12 protein-coding genes are annotated in these 13,325 nt (G+C 38.9%); 4 read left to right on the forward strand and 8 right to left on the reverse strand.

The window, feature by feature from the left end; all coding sequences use genetic code 11:
- Positions 1–246: 246 nt before the first annotated feature.
- From C9J42_RS12045 to maoP, 3 genes are all read right to left on the reverse strand, one after another.
- Complete coding sequence (locus tag C9J42_RS12045) at positions 247–2,226, reverse strand: flavohemoglobin expression-modulating QEGLA motif protein (protein WP_107207354.1); 1,980 nt, start codon at positions 2,224–2,226, stop codon at positions 247–249.
- Complete coding sequence (gshB, locus tag C9J42_RS12050; protein ID WP_107207353.1) at positions 2,213–3,238, reverse strand: glutathione synthase; 1,026 nt, start codon at positions 3,236–3,238, stop codon at positions 2,213–2,215. Before gshB ends, C9J42_RS12045 begins: the two co-directional genes overlap by 14 nt.
- 115 nt (positions 3,239–3,353) lie before the next feature.
- Entirely contained in the window at positions 3,354–3,707 is a 354-nt protein-coding gene (gene maoP, locus C9J42_RS12055; protein ID WP_107207352.1) for a DUF413 domain-containing protein, read from the reverse strand.
- A gap of 219 nt (positions 3,708–3,926) precedes the next feature.
- Here maoP and hdfR point away from each other — a divergent pair, with 219 nt between their 5' ends.
- Both hdfR and C9J42_RS21620 read left to right on the forward strand, forming a co-directional pair.
- Positions 3,927–4,790, forward strand: a complete 864-nt coding sequence (gene hdfR / locus C9J42_RS12060) for an HTH-type transcriptional regulator HdfR (RefSeq protein WP_107207351.1) — start codon at positions 3,927–3,929, stop codon at positions 4,788–4,790.
- A 224-nt stretch (positions 4,791–5,014) separates the two neighbouring features.
- A complete protein-coding gene (locus C9J42_RS21620; protein ID WP_198038485.1) occupies positions 5,015–5,176 on the forward strand; it encodes a hypothetical protein in 162 nt (53 codons plus the stop codon).
- Between the two features lie 90 nt (positions 5,177–5,266).
- Here C9J42_RS21620 and C9J42_RS12065 read toward each other — a convergent pair whose 3' ends face one another.
- On the reverse strand, positions 5,267–5,713 hold the full coding sequence (locus C9J42_RS12065; protein ID WP_107246486.1) for an exoribonuclease R: 447 nt from the start codon (positions 5,711–5,713) through the stop codon (positions 5,267–5,269).
- A 430-nt stretch (positions 5,714–6,143) separates the two neighbouring features.
- Here C9J42_RS12065 and mrcB point away from each other — a divergent pair, with 430 nt between their 5' ends.
- Positions 6,144–8,489, forward strand: a complete 2,346-nt coding sequence (mrcB, locus tag C9J42_RS12070; protein ID WP_107246485.1) for a penicillin-binding protein 1B — start codon at positions 6,144–6,146, stop codon at positions 8,487–8,489.
- Positions 8,490–8,600: 111 nt separating this feature from the next.
- On the opposite strand, the gene C9J42_RS12075 is transcribed toward mrcB, so the two are convergent.
- The 3 genes from C9J42_RS12075 to C9J42_RS21440 form a co-directional block, all read right to left on the reverse strand.
- Positions 8,601–9,653, reverse strand: a complete 1,053-nt coding sequence (locus C9J42_RS12075) for a succinylglutamate desuccinylase/aspartoacylase family protein (protein WP_107207348.1) — start codon at positions 9,651–9,653, stop codon at positions 8,601–8,603.
- A 316-nt stretch (positions 9,654–9,969) separates the two neighbouring features.
- Positions 9,970–11,295, reverse strand: a complete 1,326-nt coding sequence (locus tag C9J42_RS12080; protein WP_107246483.1) for a peptidoglycan DD-metalloendopeptidase family protein — start codon at positions 11,293–11,295, stop codon at positions 9,970–9,972.
- 354 nt (positions 11,296–11,649) lie between these two features.
- Entirely contained in the window at positions 11,650–11,955 is a 306-nt protein-coding gene (locus tag C9J42_RS21440; RefSeq protein WP_146144065.1) for a hypothetical protein, read from the reverse strand.
- A 188-nt stretch (positions 11,956–12,143) separates the two neighbouring features.
- Here C9J42_RS21440 and C9J42_RS12085 point away from each other — a divergent pair, with 188 nt between their 5' ends.
- On the forward strand, positions 12,144–12,584 hold the full coding sequence (locus C9J42_RS12085) for a bifunctional diaminohydroxyphosphoribosylaminopyrimidine deaminase/5-amino-6-(5-phosphoribosylamino)uracil reductase RibD (RefSeq protein ID WP_107246481.1): 441 nt from the start codon (positions 12,144–12,146) through the stop codon (positions 12,582–12,584).
- Between the two features lie 110 nt (positions 12,585–12,694).
- Here the strand turns inward: C9J42_RS12085 and C9J42_RS12090 are convergent, their stop codons facing one another.
- The gene (locus tag C9J42_RS12090) at positions 12,695–13,009 is read right to left on the reverse strand and encodes a hypothetical protein (protein WP_045083097.1); all 315 of its coding nucleotides are present in this window, start codon (positions 13,007–13,009) and stop codon (positions 12,695–12,697) included.
- Between the last annotated feature and the right edge of the window lie 316 nt (positions 13,010–13,325).

Consider the following 13,325-nt stretch of genomic DNA (forward strand, 5'->3'; position numbering starts at 1 on the left):
ACACGAGAAATAGACGCTACGCATTCTACATCCCTGCTGTTATTACCGTGGTATAGGCCATTATCGCGGCTGTACTGATGCGTGGTAAGCCTAAAAACGACTGATTACCTAATGTTGGTGTTATTGATTTGTACGATTATCTGGGGTGATCGTAATTACATTACCAATGTAACGTTAATGCGTTAATAACGTATAAAAAAAGCGACCGATTAGTCGCTTTTTGTTTAGGGTTGATGTGCTTGTCGATTAACGAATCGAGTTAAGCATAAACTCCATCACTGGATCGATATCCGCATCTATCTCTAGTGCTTTAGGTAAGTAATCGGGTTGTTTTAAGATCCCGCGCTCGATGAGTTCATCAAGCAGGGGCTTAAATTCAAAGCCAGTCTTACCAATAAATAATGATGTTAAATCTTCATTCTTATACGCTTGAATCGCATCTTTTAAGCCACGAAGATATAAGAAATCTTTAGTGAAACCACCACCACGATACACACGTGCCGTTACGGTAAATGCTTCATCATTACTGATGCCATACTCATGTTTTAAACTATTAAAACAATCGTTAAAGCTATCACCATTGACCATCATCTCTACAGCGACAACACGCAACGCCAATGTTTTTAGGCGGTGTAGTGGGAAGCTACCTGATAAGTGCTCACAAAGAATCGCAAGGCCTTCTTGTGTATGCGTATTACCAGGTAAACCCAGTTGTAGGATCTTCAATGGTTGACGTTCAGCATTGACTGACGTGACTAAGTGCACTCCCAGTTCGTGATGAATTAACGCATCTAAATCACCTTGTGTAAAACGACTGTTTGGGTTCACCTTGATCGTTTTACCACTGACCATTGCACGTGCAATTAGCTGTTTAGAAGAAACGATTTTACAAGGAATGTCGTACTCTTGCGCCGCTTCTTTAAACGCTTCTATTGCTTCATTGGCTGTGATTGTGGCAGGTTGCTGCTCTTTGTATTCACAAGCATGAAGAATAAATTTTGCATTAGCAATATCACGTTCATCAGGCTGACCGTAGTAACGTAATGAATTATATAAGAACTCATCAGTACCAATACTACAAAGTAGATCAATACGTACCGCTAATTGGTCGATAACTTTGCGATACATTTTTTGTACGTCAGCATCACGGATACCTTCTACGGGTAGTCGGTAAAGTTGCTCACGGAACTTGTATGGGTCTAAATCAAGTTGGCGATAAGTGAACTGTGGCTGATAGCTATGCGGCTTACTTAAAAAGCGTCGCTTTTCTTGCTTAAGGTTCGTTGGGTTGATGTAGCTAAGCGTATTGATACCACGAGCAATACGATATAGCTGTCGATCCAGTTTGACTACTTCTTTGGATAAGTTCGAAGCAAGCAGATCATTACCTGTTAAACCTTTGGCTTTTGTGCGTTTAGTGATAGTGAAAGCAGCATGTTCCGTTATCACGGTTTTCATGGATTCTTTCAACTTTTCAATCACTAATGGATACGCTTCGCCGCCTTCCTCATTCATGAATACTTTTTTTACTTCAATCGGTAGGATTAATGTGTTTTTAAAGTTTTCTTTAATGAAAGTAGCTTGGTAACCCATGCCTTTAAAGACATCGTTTTCTAATGCTGTTACTTCAAGGTTAGGTAGCTCTATGCTATTTAAACCTTCAAGCATGGCATCAATCTCTTTCCGCCAACGACGACAGTTAATTTGCTTAGTACCGACATTGAATGTTGGTGTTTTCTCGTCAATACGTTGGTAGTTATATGAATGGATGTCATATAACAAACATAACCCAAATTCTTTTTCTAATGTTTCAATAAGACATTTAAGAATACGATAGTAGCGGTTATGTTTTTCATGTGTTTCCGCACGCTCTTCTACCGTTAATGGCTCAAGCCATACTTTTTTACCCCACGCATCGTCATAGATGCAATTGCTTGGGTCACGGTTAAGATCGTATTCGTAACGTGAATCTTCACCCTGAAGAATGATTGGCAGAGATGAAATAAAATCGCCAGTAAATGGATCTTCTTCAAAGTAGCGCTCTTCTTCTGTTAGCGCACATTTTTCTTTTAACTCGCCACGAAGGTTGTGTCCATGATGAATGGCTGTAGCAATATAAGGCTGATATTCGCTAACACGAATTATCAAGCTGCCATCATCAAGTTCCGCTTCAAAGGGAGTCAGGCTGCGGATTTTCTCCAGAACCTCTAACTCAGTATGCAGCATCAGCAATCACCTTTCGAAAATCATTTTTACGTGCAATGCCGACTTCTTTCGCCATTACTACGCTCTCAGCAAAATCCAGGACATTACGTTGAAGTTTCACACGGTTAAGACGATTGATACGGGTAATACCGCCAGGGCTTAATACATTTACTTCAACCAGTTTGCCGTTAATAACGTCTAGTCCAACAAAGAACAGGCCGTCGCGCACAAGCTTAGGGCCAATGTGTTTACATAGGTTAAGTTCTTGCTTTGTTAGTACGTGTTTTACTTCACGGCCACCGGCATGAATGTTTGAACGTACATCGCCTTCTGCTGGTACACGGCGCATTGCACCAATAGGTTCACCATTAAGCAGTAGAATGCGAACATCGCCTTGTTCTGCACCTTCAATGTAATCTTGTAAGATCACATAGTTTTCATCGTCACCAATGTAGAAATCAAGTAATGATTTAACGCTTGATTTTGCACTCTTTTCAACCAAGATAACGCCTTTACCACCGTAACCATTTAGTGGTTTTAGGATCATGCGATCTTGCGTTGATTCGTCTAATACACGCTCTAAGTATTCACGGTTCTTTGATACGTGTGTTGCTGGAATATATTCATGGTTTGGATCGGGTAGCGATGCTGTATATAGCTTGTTATTAGCCACACGCAGACCATCAATATCATTGATAATGAAAGTATGCTCACGCACAGAATCTAAGAAATTAAGTGCCATGGTATCTAGAGGTGGGTTAGCACGCATAAAAATAACATCAAAGCCCGCTAATGGTAGCTCGGCTTTGTTAAATTCAGCTTTGCGGTAAAAGCTTGGAATATTGTTTGATACATCACCTTTTTTTAATACGTTACAGAATGCAATAGCCATGCTGTCACGCATAGTTAAGTTACTTGGTGTTGTTATAGCAACCGTGTGACCGCGGCTTGCGGCTTCATGGATAAGACGTAGTGTGGAGTCGTTTTCGGCTTCAACTTTGTCCCACGGATACATAACAAAACAAATTTTCATAGCTCTACCAAGAAAGTGCCTGTTTTACAGGCTATTAAAAAGAAATAAGCCATCGCACGAGAGTGGGATGGCTTCATTGTTACTCGATAAACAGAGGTGAGCCCTCTGATAGTAATTAATAGTCTAAATCGCTATCACTACCACTATCGGCATCATCATCGTCGCCGTATACGCCATTGTTGGGACGTTGCGACACGCATAAGGTATAACTGCGTGCTTTATGAGTGGTGTGGTTCAGGTATTTTAACCAACACTTACCAAATTCAGACACTGCTGCTTGCTGACCTAACACTTCAGCAAGGAACTGAGTTTCAGACTCATCGATTGGTTGAGTAGTCCCTTCATGTAAGGCACGCATAATACGTCCGTAATTTTCTAAGACGCTGGCTTCACTAATTGTAAAAACCCCCGAGCGATTAAAGCCACGTGGGAAATTTTTATCGTCGTAAAATTTACCTTCACTTCTCATTCATAAAGTCCTTGATGTGATTTGCGGTGATATTTATCCAGACTTGGTGAGTTGTAAATCAAACATTTTTTATCGTTCTAATGAATTTTTTTAATGATTTGATACCATAAATCATCATATCGTTTAAGATCTAGATTAAGCTCTTGCTTATTAGATATATAATGCTTAAATAGCACGATAATCACGCAACTTATCCTTCTTATTCTTGAGAATTTCGCTGTGGATACAGAATTACTAAAAACATTTTTAGAAGTAACTAAGACTCGTCACTTTGGCCGTGCAGCTGATAATTTATATTTAACGCAGTCTGCCGTCAGCTTTCGTATTCGACAGCTTGAGTCTCAGCTAGGTAACCCGTTGTTTTCTCGTCAACGTGGTAATGTCCATCTAACTGCAGCTGGTGAGCGTTTACAGCCTTATGCTGAAGCTATTTTGCAAACATGGGGGCGTGCGAAGCAGGATGTTGCATTAACAGATAGCCTCAATACCCAATTAGCCATTGGTGCATCTCCTTTATTCTGGGAGTTTGATGGGATTTCTGATTGGATTAACCATATCTATGCCAATATGCCTGGGCTAGCATTACGCTTAGAGTCGGTTAAACGTGAAGGGATGGCAAAACGCTTGTTTGATCAGAGCATCGATCTCTTTATTACCAGCGAACCACCGAAAATTGAAAATCTCAATGTACGTAAAGTTCGAGATTACCAATTACAGTTAGTGACTAATAAAAGTAATTGTTGCTTACATGATACGCGTGATATTCCACTTGTCTTTTTAGATTGGGGCACACGATTTTCTGTTGAGCACAGTCGTATTGCTGAGCTTCAGCGTACACCAATTATGCATACACATTCTGTTAAAATGGCGCTTGATTATATTTTAGCGAATGCTGGAGTTGGTTATCTGCCATCGCCTGTTGTCGAAAGTGCTAAGAAAAAAGGCTTACTTCATGTCGTAAAAGACGCGCCAGTTATGGATCAAAGCTTATATTTAGTATGGCGAGAAGATAACGAAAAAGAGGACTTGATCAACGCTTTGGTCGAAGTTCCTTTTAAGAATGTGACCGAAAACAATGGATAAGTTTTTTTGCTGATAAGCAGTAAAATATCTTGTTGTACAGAGAGCGAGTTCCTGAATTAGTCTTAGAAAAAATACGAATTAAGCAATAAATCAAGTGGAAAACAAACAAGGCAGTTGTCACTGATTTTACAAAAAAGCGACGTATTTTTGTCACAATAGAGCATTAATATTGCCTGTGTTCTATTTATTAATTACTTACTCTGGATGTAGTTCAGGAATCGCAAATGGCTAAGTTAGACCAAAAGTTTCACAAGGGCAGCAAATCAAAATTCAACTCTGAATTTAATGATGATTTTCAAGATTTGAATCAATCTCGTAACAAAAAGAAACGTCGTATGACACGTTCACGTTTTGAGAGTCCGGAGTACAGCGATTTCGATTATTAATAGTATTTAGTATCGGCAATAAAAAATTTAAAAAAAGGCGTATCCTAAGGGTACGCCTTTTTATTTAACTATTAATGATGCGAGGAATGGTTATTTTTCTTCGCTTAATGCTGCGTAACGATGAAGTAATTCTGTCAGTACACTTATCCAACCAAATGCGTTGTCAGGCGCATTGGCTAAAATCTTTTCAACTTCAGCACAGTGCTGCTCTAATGTGACAGCTTCCTCTAGCTGGAATGAGATAGCGTAAAAATGCCAAAGAATTAAGCGTGTCATACGTTCAATATTTTGCTTAGCGTTATCCGATTCTGAAAATGCTTCCTTGACTTCACCCAAAGCAACCGCTGTCATGCGTAGCATTGCATCAAATTGTGCTGACTTAAGGCGTTCTTCACTATCCACTTCTTCTTGTTCAAAAGTGAATATTTCCTGCATTACATCTTCCGGCACCATGCGGCTGATTACGCGTAAGCTAAATTCTTCAAGCTCATGGCGAGGCATTGTTAATAGGCAGTTTAAAGTATAATCACGTTGCATAGCTATCTCATGGTACCTGTGCCCGATCGGAATTGATCGCTGGCTTTCTTAAAGGCGTTATTGTGGATGATTTGCGAATAAATTGCGACCCAAAGCCAGATGAATTAACCGCTTATTACGCCACAAAGCATTTGTCATGCCTAATGATACGAAATCAAACGCTGTCTTTTGAGGATAGGTTAATCTCATTATTACAGAGATAGATGTTCAACGAACGCGCCATATAAAATAATGTTTTTTGCCAGCCTTGATAAAAAAATCATACAATATAGAACTGACACTAGGATGACATGATCATTGATAATTAGGATTATGTTTAGCCCAACTATATTGATTTTATATAAGGTAGTAATTTAACAGCCATCTTATTTATCTTATTGTTTGATAATTATTTTTTAGTAAAGTCGTAGTTGTTAAATTGGAAAAATGAATGACATCAAATAAACATCAGCCTGATAATCAACAGGATAAGCCACAGCCATCATCAACGCGTAAATTAATTAAGCGTAGTATTCTTACTGTTGCCATTATTGGTGGCTTGGGCATGGCTTATCTTGGGAATAACTTAAACAAAACCATCAGTGAGAAGTTTTCAGGTCAACTGTGGCAATTACCTTCGGTGGTTTATGCTCGCGAGCTTGCCCTTCAACCAGGAGCGCCAGTTAGCTATAACTCGTTAGTGAATGAGTTAAAAGTATTGGGTTATCAAAAGGTCGCGAAGCCTGATCAAAGTGGTGAATATAAAGCGAATGGCTGGTCTGTTGAATTTGTTCGTCGACCATTTAACTTTAAAGAGGGTGCAGAAGGTGCTCGTCATGTTGTTGTGACATTCAACAGCGAAGGGATCAGCCAAATCAAGGATCTTGATACAAATAAAGAGCTTGGTTTCCTTCATATTGATCCTAAAATGTTGGGCATGTTAGAAGCGAAAAATGACCAGCAACGAATTTATCTCCCTGAAGATAAAATGCCTAAGTTATTAGTCGAAGGTCTGATTGATACTGAAGATCGTCACTTTTATGAGCATGATGGTATTTCTTTAGTGGGTATTGCTCGTGCTTTTGTCGCTAATATCAAAGCTGGGCACACAGTTCAAGGTGGTAGTACGCTAACACAGCAACTTGCTAAAAATATGTTTTTATCGAGTGAGCGCAGTTTATGGCGTAAATTTAAAGAAGCCTATATGGCGATTATCATCGATTATAAATATGGTAAAGAAGAAGTACTTGATGCTTACATGAACCAAGTTTATCTCGCTCAATATGGTGGACGTGGTATTCATGGCTTTGCTTTGGCATCTCGTTATTACTTTGATCGCCCATTGTCGGAATTGCGTCCTGATCAATTAGCACTGTTAATTGGTTTGGTAAAAGGTCCGTCTTACTACAACCCTTGGCGCAACCCTGAGCGCGCGAAAGATCGTCGTAACGTGGTATTAAAAATCATGTTAGACAATAAATTGTTAACGGATAAAGAATATCAAGCAGCAATAAAATTACCGTTGGATGTTCAATCAAAAGGACAACTTGCGAAACGTCAGCCTGCGTACTTTGATCAACTTAAACGTGAGTTAGAGCAAAAAGTAGGTGATGCTTTTGAAGAAGGTAAAGGCTTACGTCTGTTTACTTCACTCGATCCTCAATCGCAAAAGTTGGCTGAAGAATCTGTCGAGAAAATGATCCCGTTAGTGGAAAAACGTTCGGGTAAAAACTTACAAACCGCGATGGTGATTGCTGACCGTACAACAGGTGAAATTCGCGCTATGATTGGAGGAAGTAACCCTAATTTCCCTGGTTATAATCGTGCAATAAATGCACAACGTCAAATTGGCTCGGTAGTGAAACCTTCTATTTACTTATCAGCATTAGAAGACCCAGAGCAGTACACGCTTGCAACTTCACTCAAAGATCAGCCTCTTTCTATTAAGATGCAAGATGGTGCGGTATGGAGTCCTCGAAACTATGATCGTAAATATCGTGGTGAAGTGCCTTTATTTGTGGCGTTAGCCAAATCGTACAATGTTCCGACGGTTAATCTAGGTATGGCTTTGGGAGTTGAAAAAGTCTCAAAAACATTAACAAAATTAGGGATTCCGTTTGAAGAGATCCCTCAAGTACCGTCGTTATTTTTAGGTTCGATCGCCTTGTCGCCATTAGAAGTTACTCAGATGTACCAAGCCATTGGTAATAATGGCTATTTAGCGCCATTAACGGCATTAAATGCGGTGGTTGATGAAGATGGCAAAGTACTCTACCAAAATTGGCCTAAAGCTTCATCGGTAGTGCCAAGTCAGGCTGCATGGTTAACTATGTATGCACTGCAAGATACGGTAAAATTTGGTACCGCACATTCATTGAATAAATTGTTCCCAAATAGCCATTTGGCAGGTAAAACGGGCACGACAAACGATGGTAAAGACAGTTGGTATGTCGGTATCGATGGGCGTGAAGTGGTAACAGTATGGATGGGACGTGATGACAATAAAACTGCCCACCTAACGGGTGCGACAGGCGCATTGCGTTTATATACTGATTACATTCAGCATCGTAAACCTGAGCCATTAATCTTAACTCAACCTTCAGAATTGGAAGGAGAGAAATATACGGTAGCGGCGAACGGTACCTATATTGAAGATTGTTCAGGTACAACACGAATGCCTATTTGGGATCCGAATGGTGATCTTAAACAAAACTGTCAGGTACAAGCTGTGAAGCAACAAGCGAAAGAAGTGCAGAAAAAAGTCGAAGGCTTCTTTGATAAGTTGTTTGATTGGTAATGATATTTTTTGTTTTGCCATTATTGGCTTAATATAAAAATGAAAGGCTAAGTGTTCGCACTTAGCCTTTTTTATATCTGTATGTTTTACACTGAAGATCGAACTGCTAAATCAGTTTGTCATACCCCATTTTAGCTCATCATCTAATTCTTCGATGGCATCATCAAGGTAACTTTCCACTTGCTCTTCAACTAAGCCATCGGGCTCTTCAAAGAAAGCAATATGGAAAATAGCATCACCTTCGTTAACTAAAGGCAATGTTTGCTGGCCAATGACGATCCCACCTTGTGGCGCAATAACAGGTGCTTCACTGCTGCCAGCAGGATCGCTAATAGTGGCGATGACTTGATCTTTCGATACCTTCTCCCCCAAGGCCACATGGGATCGAAGCAAGCCATCATAGTCGGCACGAATCCAACGGGTCGCTTTTGGCACCATTGGTTCAATAACTTTTTTGCTACGGCTAGTGCGCAGCATATTTAGATGACGCATTACCTTTAATACGCCTTGAACGCCAGATCCTACTGCATGTGGATCAAGACGTAACGCCTCACCTGCCTCAAATGTGATCACGGGTATGTTAAATGCTTCAGCAGCTGCTCGTAATGAGCCCTCGCGCAGACTTGCGTCAACGACAACCGGCGAGCCAAATGCCATTGCCATCTCTTTAGCTAATGGATTTTCAAGGTTAGCTCTAATTTGAGGTAAGTTAGTACGGTAAATTGCAGCGGTATGTAGATCGATAACATGCGATGCACGACGAACCACTTGATTAAAATATTGGTAAGCCATGCGTCCTGCAATTGAGCCCCGTTCAGAGCCAGGGAAACAACGGTTCAAATCTCGACGATCGGGTAAGTAGCGAGATTTATGAATAAAGCCAAAAACGTTAACCACAGGTACCGCAATAATCGTTCCGTGAAGTTTGTTTAAATCTATTTTTTCAATAACTTGACGTACAACCTCAATACCATTTAATTCATCACCATGAATCGCCGCATTGATTAATAATACGGGACCTGGGTGTTTACCATGAAGAATATCAACAGAAACCGAAAGAGGTGAATGAGTATAAAGACGAGCAATTTCTAATTCACAATTAATGTGTTTACCCGCGTCAATCGATAAGCCGGCAAATTCAAAAGGTGGCGTTTTCTTAGCCATAGATACTTCCTGTATTCGGTAGTGTATATAAGAATAGAAAATTGTTGGATGCCGATAACACAAGGAGGTCAATCATGGCGCATACAATGGCAAAAGAATAAGCGTAAATTCATTTTATAAATAGATAACATTGTCACAAAAATAGTGATGTTTACCGAGTAAAATGTTTCTAAATGTATCTTTGTTGTTATATTAAATTGTTATTATCGTAATAGATACTTGTTGCGAGTTGTTATGTTTGAGCTGAAATAAAAGCACTTCTATTTAAGAAGTGCTTTTCGTGTGTTTTATGATGATTGAACTAAAGCTTGGTGTATTATTTATTCACACTTGCGATTTGGTTTTTATCTTGTTCGACCGATTGTTTAATTAAGCTATTATATTTAGCGACCTCGCTTTCAAACTCTTTCTTTTCTTTACGAGGAACAGACGCTGCCAATGGAATTTTTGCTGTCATTGGATTTACTGCTTTTCCTCGAATTAAGAATTCATAGTGAATGTGTGGGCCTGTTACACGGCCTGTGCTTCCTGATAGCGCAATTTCTTGACCACGTTTAACATGTTGACCTTTCTTAACCAAAATACGGCTGTTATGTAAGTAACGAGTGCTGTAGTTAGCACTGTGTTTAATGACGACATAACGTCCCGCATAAGGGTGGTTAGTCACTAACGTTACAACGCCATCACCTGTTGCGAGTACTGGTGTACCTGATGGTGTCGCAAAATCCACACCATTATGTGGTTGGCGACGGCCTGTAACTGGGTGAATACGGTTTGGGTTAAATGGCGAACTGATACGGAAATGCTTCGACGCCGGATAAGGGTAACGAAGGAATGCACGTTGTAAGCTATCACCATTTTGGTCATAAAAATTTCCATCAGTGTGTAAATAGGCTGAAATTAAACGTTTACCTGAATAAATGCGGATCGCTTGTAATTCACTATCATTGGTGGCTTGGTTTTTAATATATTTGCGTTTAGTGACAACTTCAAAGGTATCACCTGCTTTTAAGTCTTTATTAAAATTCATTTTATCTTTTAGTAAAGACATGATTTCTAGAGTCTCACTGTGTGATAACCCCGCTTTACGAGTTGATGCGCTAAAGCTGCCATGAATTGTTCCAGTCGCAACTGTTTCACGCCATACCCCAGGTAATGTGATCTCTTTTACATCGAAATCACCATCTTTAGTACGAATGTAATCAATTCGCTGCGCTAAACTGAACTCAAGCTCTAATTTATTCAGCTGGTGATCACTTTCATTAATCCAAAAACGTAATATATCGCCGGGTTTTAACTTATCAATTTGAAGCGTGTTTAAATCGGCTTCCATAATCGATTGGACATCAGAATAGGGGATCGACAGTCGTGAAAAAATCTCACTTAAGGTATCGCCTTTTTTGATCTTATATTCATAACTCGGCGGTATGTCGACTGTCTTTTGCATTGCTTTTGGTGATAATGCAGGGAGAACAACTTCAGGTGTGGTTGAAATGGGTAGCTGTACTTCCGTCTGTTTATGAGGGGTTGATGTTGTATTAATAGATAAAACTGCAGCTACAGTAATAAGAGAAATACCTGCAAGGCTAATATAGCGAAAATTAATAAATTTGCTCAAGATTGTCGTTTTTAACGTAGACATAAATCTGGAATGCTCGTCAGTTTTTTATTTTTAGTGAGTGCAATCGGCACTAGCTTATTTTTGCGATGGAGTATAAAAACATAGCTTTTCTGAACCGTAAATGAACTAATGTTGTGATTAGTAATTCTACGGTGTATTTTTATTAAAAGTAGATAATATCTTACATAAGTTAGTTATTTTACAATGTTTTATATTTTTACTGTTTAAATGATAGACATTGTTCCGATGATTTATTGACAATTGTTATGGGCCTAAAACCATTCTTGTGTTGGTGTTGATATAATATTCGTTACGTTATTGACTAAAAGCCCAAGGCTGAACTGAATGATTCAAAACTTGGGCTGATGAATGAGATTATTTATTTCTATGTTCTTCTCGATAGCGGTTGTTGCTTCGGCTTATACGGGTTTCTTCCCACCGGTTTCTTTCTAAATGCCCTTCCTTATGCCCTGTGGTTGATAAGTAATTATTGTTATTTATTGTCGTCAACACATGGCTTTGTTGTTGCTGATTGGAATTTAATTGTTGAGTATGGTCCAGATACTTAATCGTACTATCTGTGATCTGTTGGGTATATTGTGGAGAACTGGCGGTCATGGCAAAAGCTGATAACGAATGCAGTGTTAATGATAAGACTAGAGTCGTGATAACGCGTTTCATGGTTGTCTCTCTATATTAAGAAGGACACAGTAAACGATATTTCCTCTGAATTAAGCATGATGCAAGTATTCATATTTCATTCATAATTCAGTGACATTTTATTAAAAATAAATACGTTATTATTCACAAATGCTTTTTTTTATGATTCAGCATACACTAGATGTTTTATTCGAAGGTGTATTGAAACCATGAACCACGATTTTCAAGAACAAGCATTTATGATGCGTGCACTTTTATTATCTCATCAATCATTACCAGCCTGTCGCCCGAATCCTCCTGTTGGATGTGTATTAGTTAAAGATGGTGAGGTTGTGAGTGAAGGATTTACTCAGCCGCCAGGGCAACACCATGCTGAAGCGATGGCGCTAGCTAATTATGACGGTCCTTTTACGGATGTTACTGCTTATGTGACATTAGAACCGTGCTCATTCGTCGGACGTACCCCATCTTGTGCACATACATTGGTTGAACGAGGTATTAAGAAAGTTGTTGTTGCAACGCTGGATCCAGACAGTCGCAATAGTGGTAAAGGTATCGCGGTTTTAAAAGAGGCGGGTATCGAGGTTGAAGTTGGGCTTTGTGAAAATGAAGTGTTAGATTTTATTGAGCCTTACTTAATTAGAAATTGATAACATAAATAGAAAAACCCAATTAATAAAAATAGACTTTCATTAATTGGGCTCTTAATCTTTTTATATTATTCTTATTTAAATAAGAACTTTATCTCAACTAAATAGTCTTATTTAGTTGATGTTTTGTGGTGTAAACGAGATGACTCTTTATGGTCATGCTCTTTAGTTTTATGATGACGATGCTCATCATGTTCATGACGATCGCCATGAGTTTGTTCTGGGTGCTTATGACCTACAGGATCACCACCATGTTGTGTATGTGGGTGACTTTTCTCATGATCACGCATTTCATGATGATCACGGTTATGTTTATGCTCAGCACCGTCATCGTAACGACGTTCCATTTTTTCATGCTCGAACTCAGCGCCATGTTGATGACCGCCTTGTGAACCTTTGTGCTCTTGACTATTAAAATGTGCCATAACTAAATCCTTTGATAAACAGCGTTAAAAATAAGTTGGTGTCTGTCTATGGATTTAAATTTACGCTTAATTTAAATATTGAACAATACACGTTTTTATAATCAAAAGTTTTGTTTTTGGTAATTGCTGATATAACGAAATAGGTCTATTAATTAAGGTTTATTCATTTTAAGTGTTAAATGTTCTACGTAAGAAATTAATTAATCTTTACATGTATAAACAAAAATAAAATTGTCAAAATATGCAACTTGACATAGGGTGATTAAATGTCTGAACAGAGCTTAAATTATGTTTTTTAACACCTATAAAGTCACAT

The organism is Photobacterium sp. GB-56, assembly GCF_003026105.1.
Lineage (GTDB): Bacteria > Pseudomonadota > Gammaproteobacteria > Enterobacterales > Vibrionaceae > Photobacterium.

Bases quoted from the DNA above. Each gene is read 5' to 3' on its own strand.
- C9J42_RS12045 (WP_107207354.1), bottom strand. From the start codon at position 2,226: ATGCTGCATACTGAGTTAGAGGTTCTGGAGAAAATCCGCAGCCTGACT.
- gshB (WP_107207353.1), bottom strand. From the start codon at position 3,238: ATGAAAATTTGTTTTGTTATGTATCCGTGGGACAAAGTTGAAGCCGAA.
- maoP (WP_107207352.1), bottom strand. From the start codon at position 3,707: ATGAGAAGTGAAGGTAAATTTTACGACGATAAAAATTTCCCACGTGGC.
- C9J42_RS21620 (WP_198038485.1), top strand. From the start codon at position 5,015: ATGGCTAAGTTAGACCAAAAGTTTCACAAGGGCAGCAAATCAAAATTC.
- C9J42_RS12065 (WP_107246486.1), bottom strand. From the start codon at position 5,713: ATGCAACGTGATTATACTTTAAACTGCCTATTAACAATGCCTCGCCAT.
- mrcB (WP_107246485.1), top strand. From the start codon at position 6,144: ATGACATCAAATAAACATCAGCCTGATAATCAACAGGATAAGCCACAG.
- C9J42_RS12075 (WP_107207348.1), bottom strand. From the start codon at position 9,653: ATGGCTAAGAAAACGCCACCTTTTGAATTTGCCGGCTTATCGATTGAC.
- C9J42_RS12080 (WP_107246483.1), bottom strand. From the start codon at position 11,295: ATGTCTACGTTAAAAACGACAATCTTGAGCAAATTTATTAATTTTCGC.
- C9J42_RS21440 (WP_146144065.1), bottom strand. From the start codon at position 11,955: ATGAAACGCGTTATCACGACTCTAGTCTTATCATTAACACTGCATTCG.
- C9J42_RS12085 (WP_107246481.1), top strand. From the start codon at position 12,144: ATGAACCACGATTTTCAAGAACAAGCATTTATGATGCGTGCACTTTTA.
- C9J42_RS12090 (WP_045083097.1), bottom strand. From the start codon at position 13,009: ATGGCACATTTTAATAGTCAAGAGCACAAAGGTTCACAAGGCGGTCAT.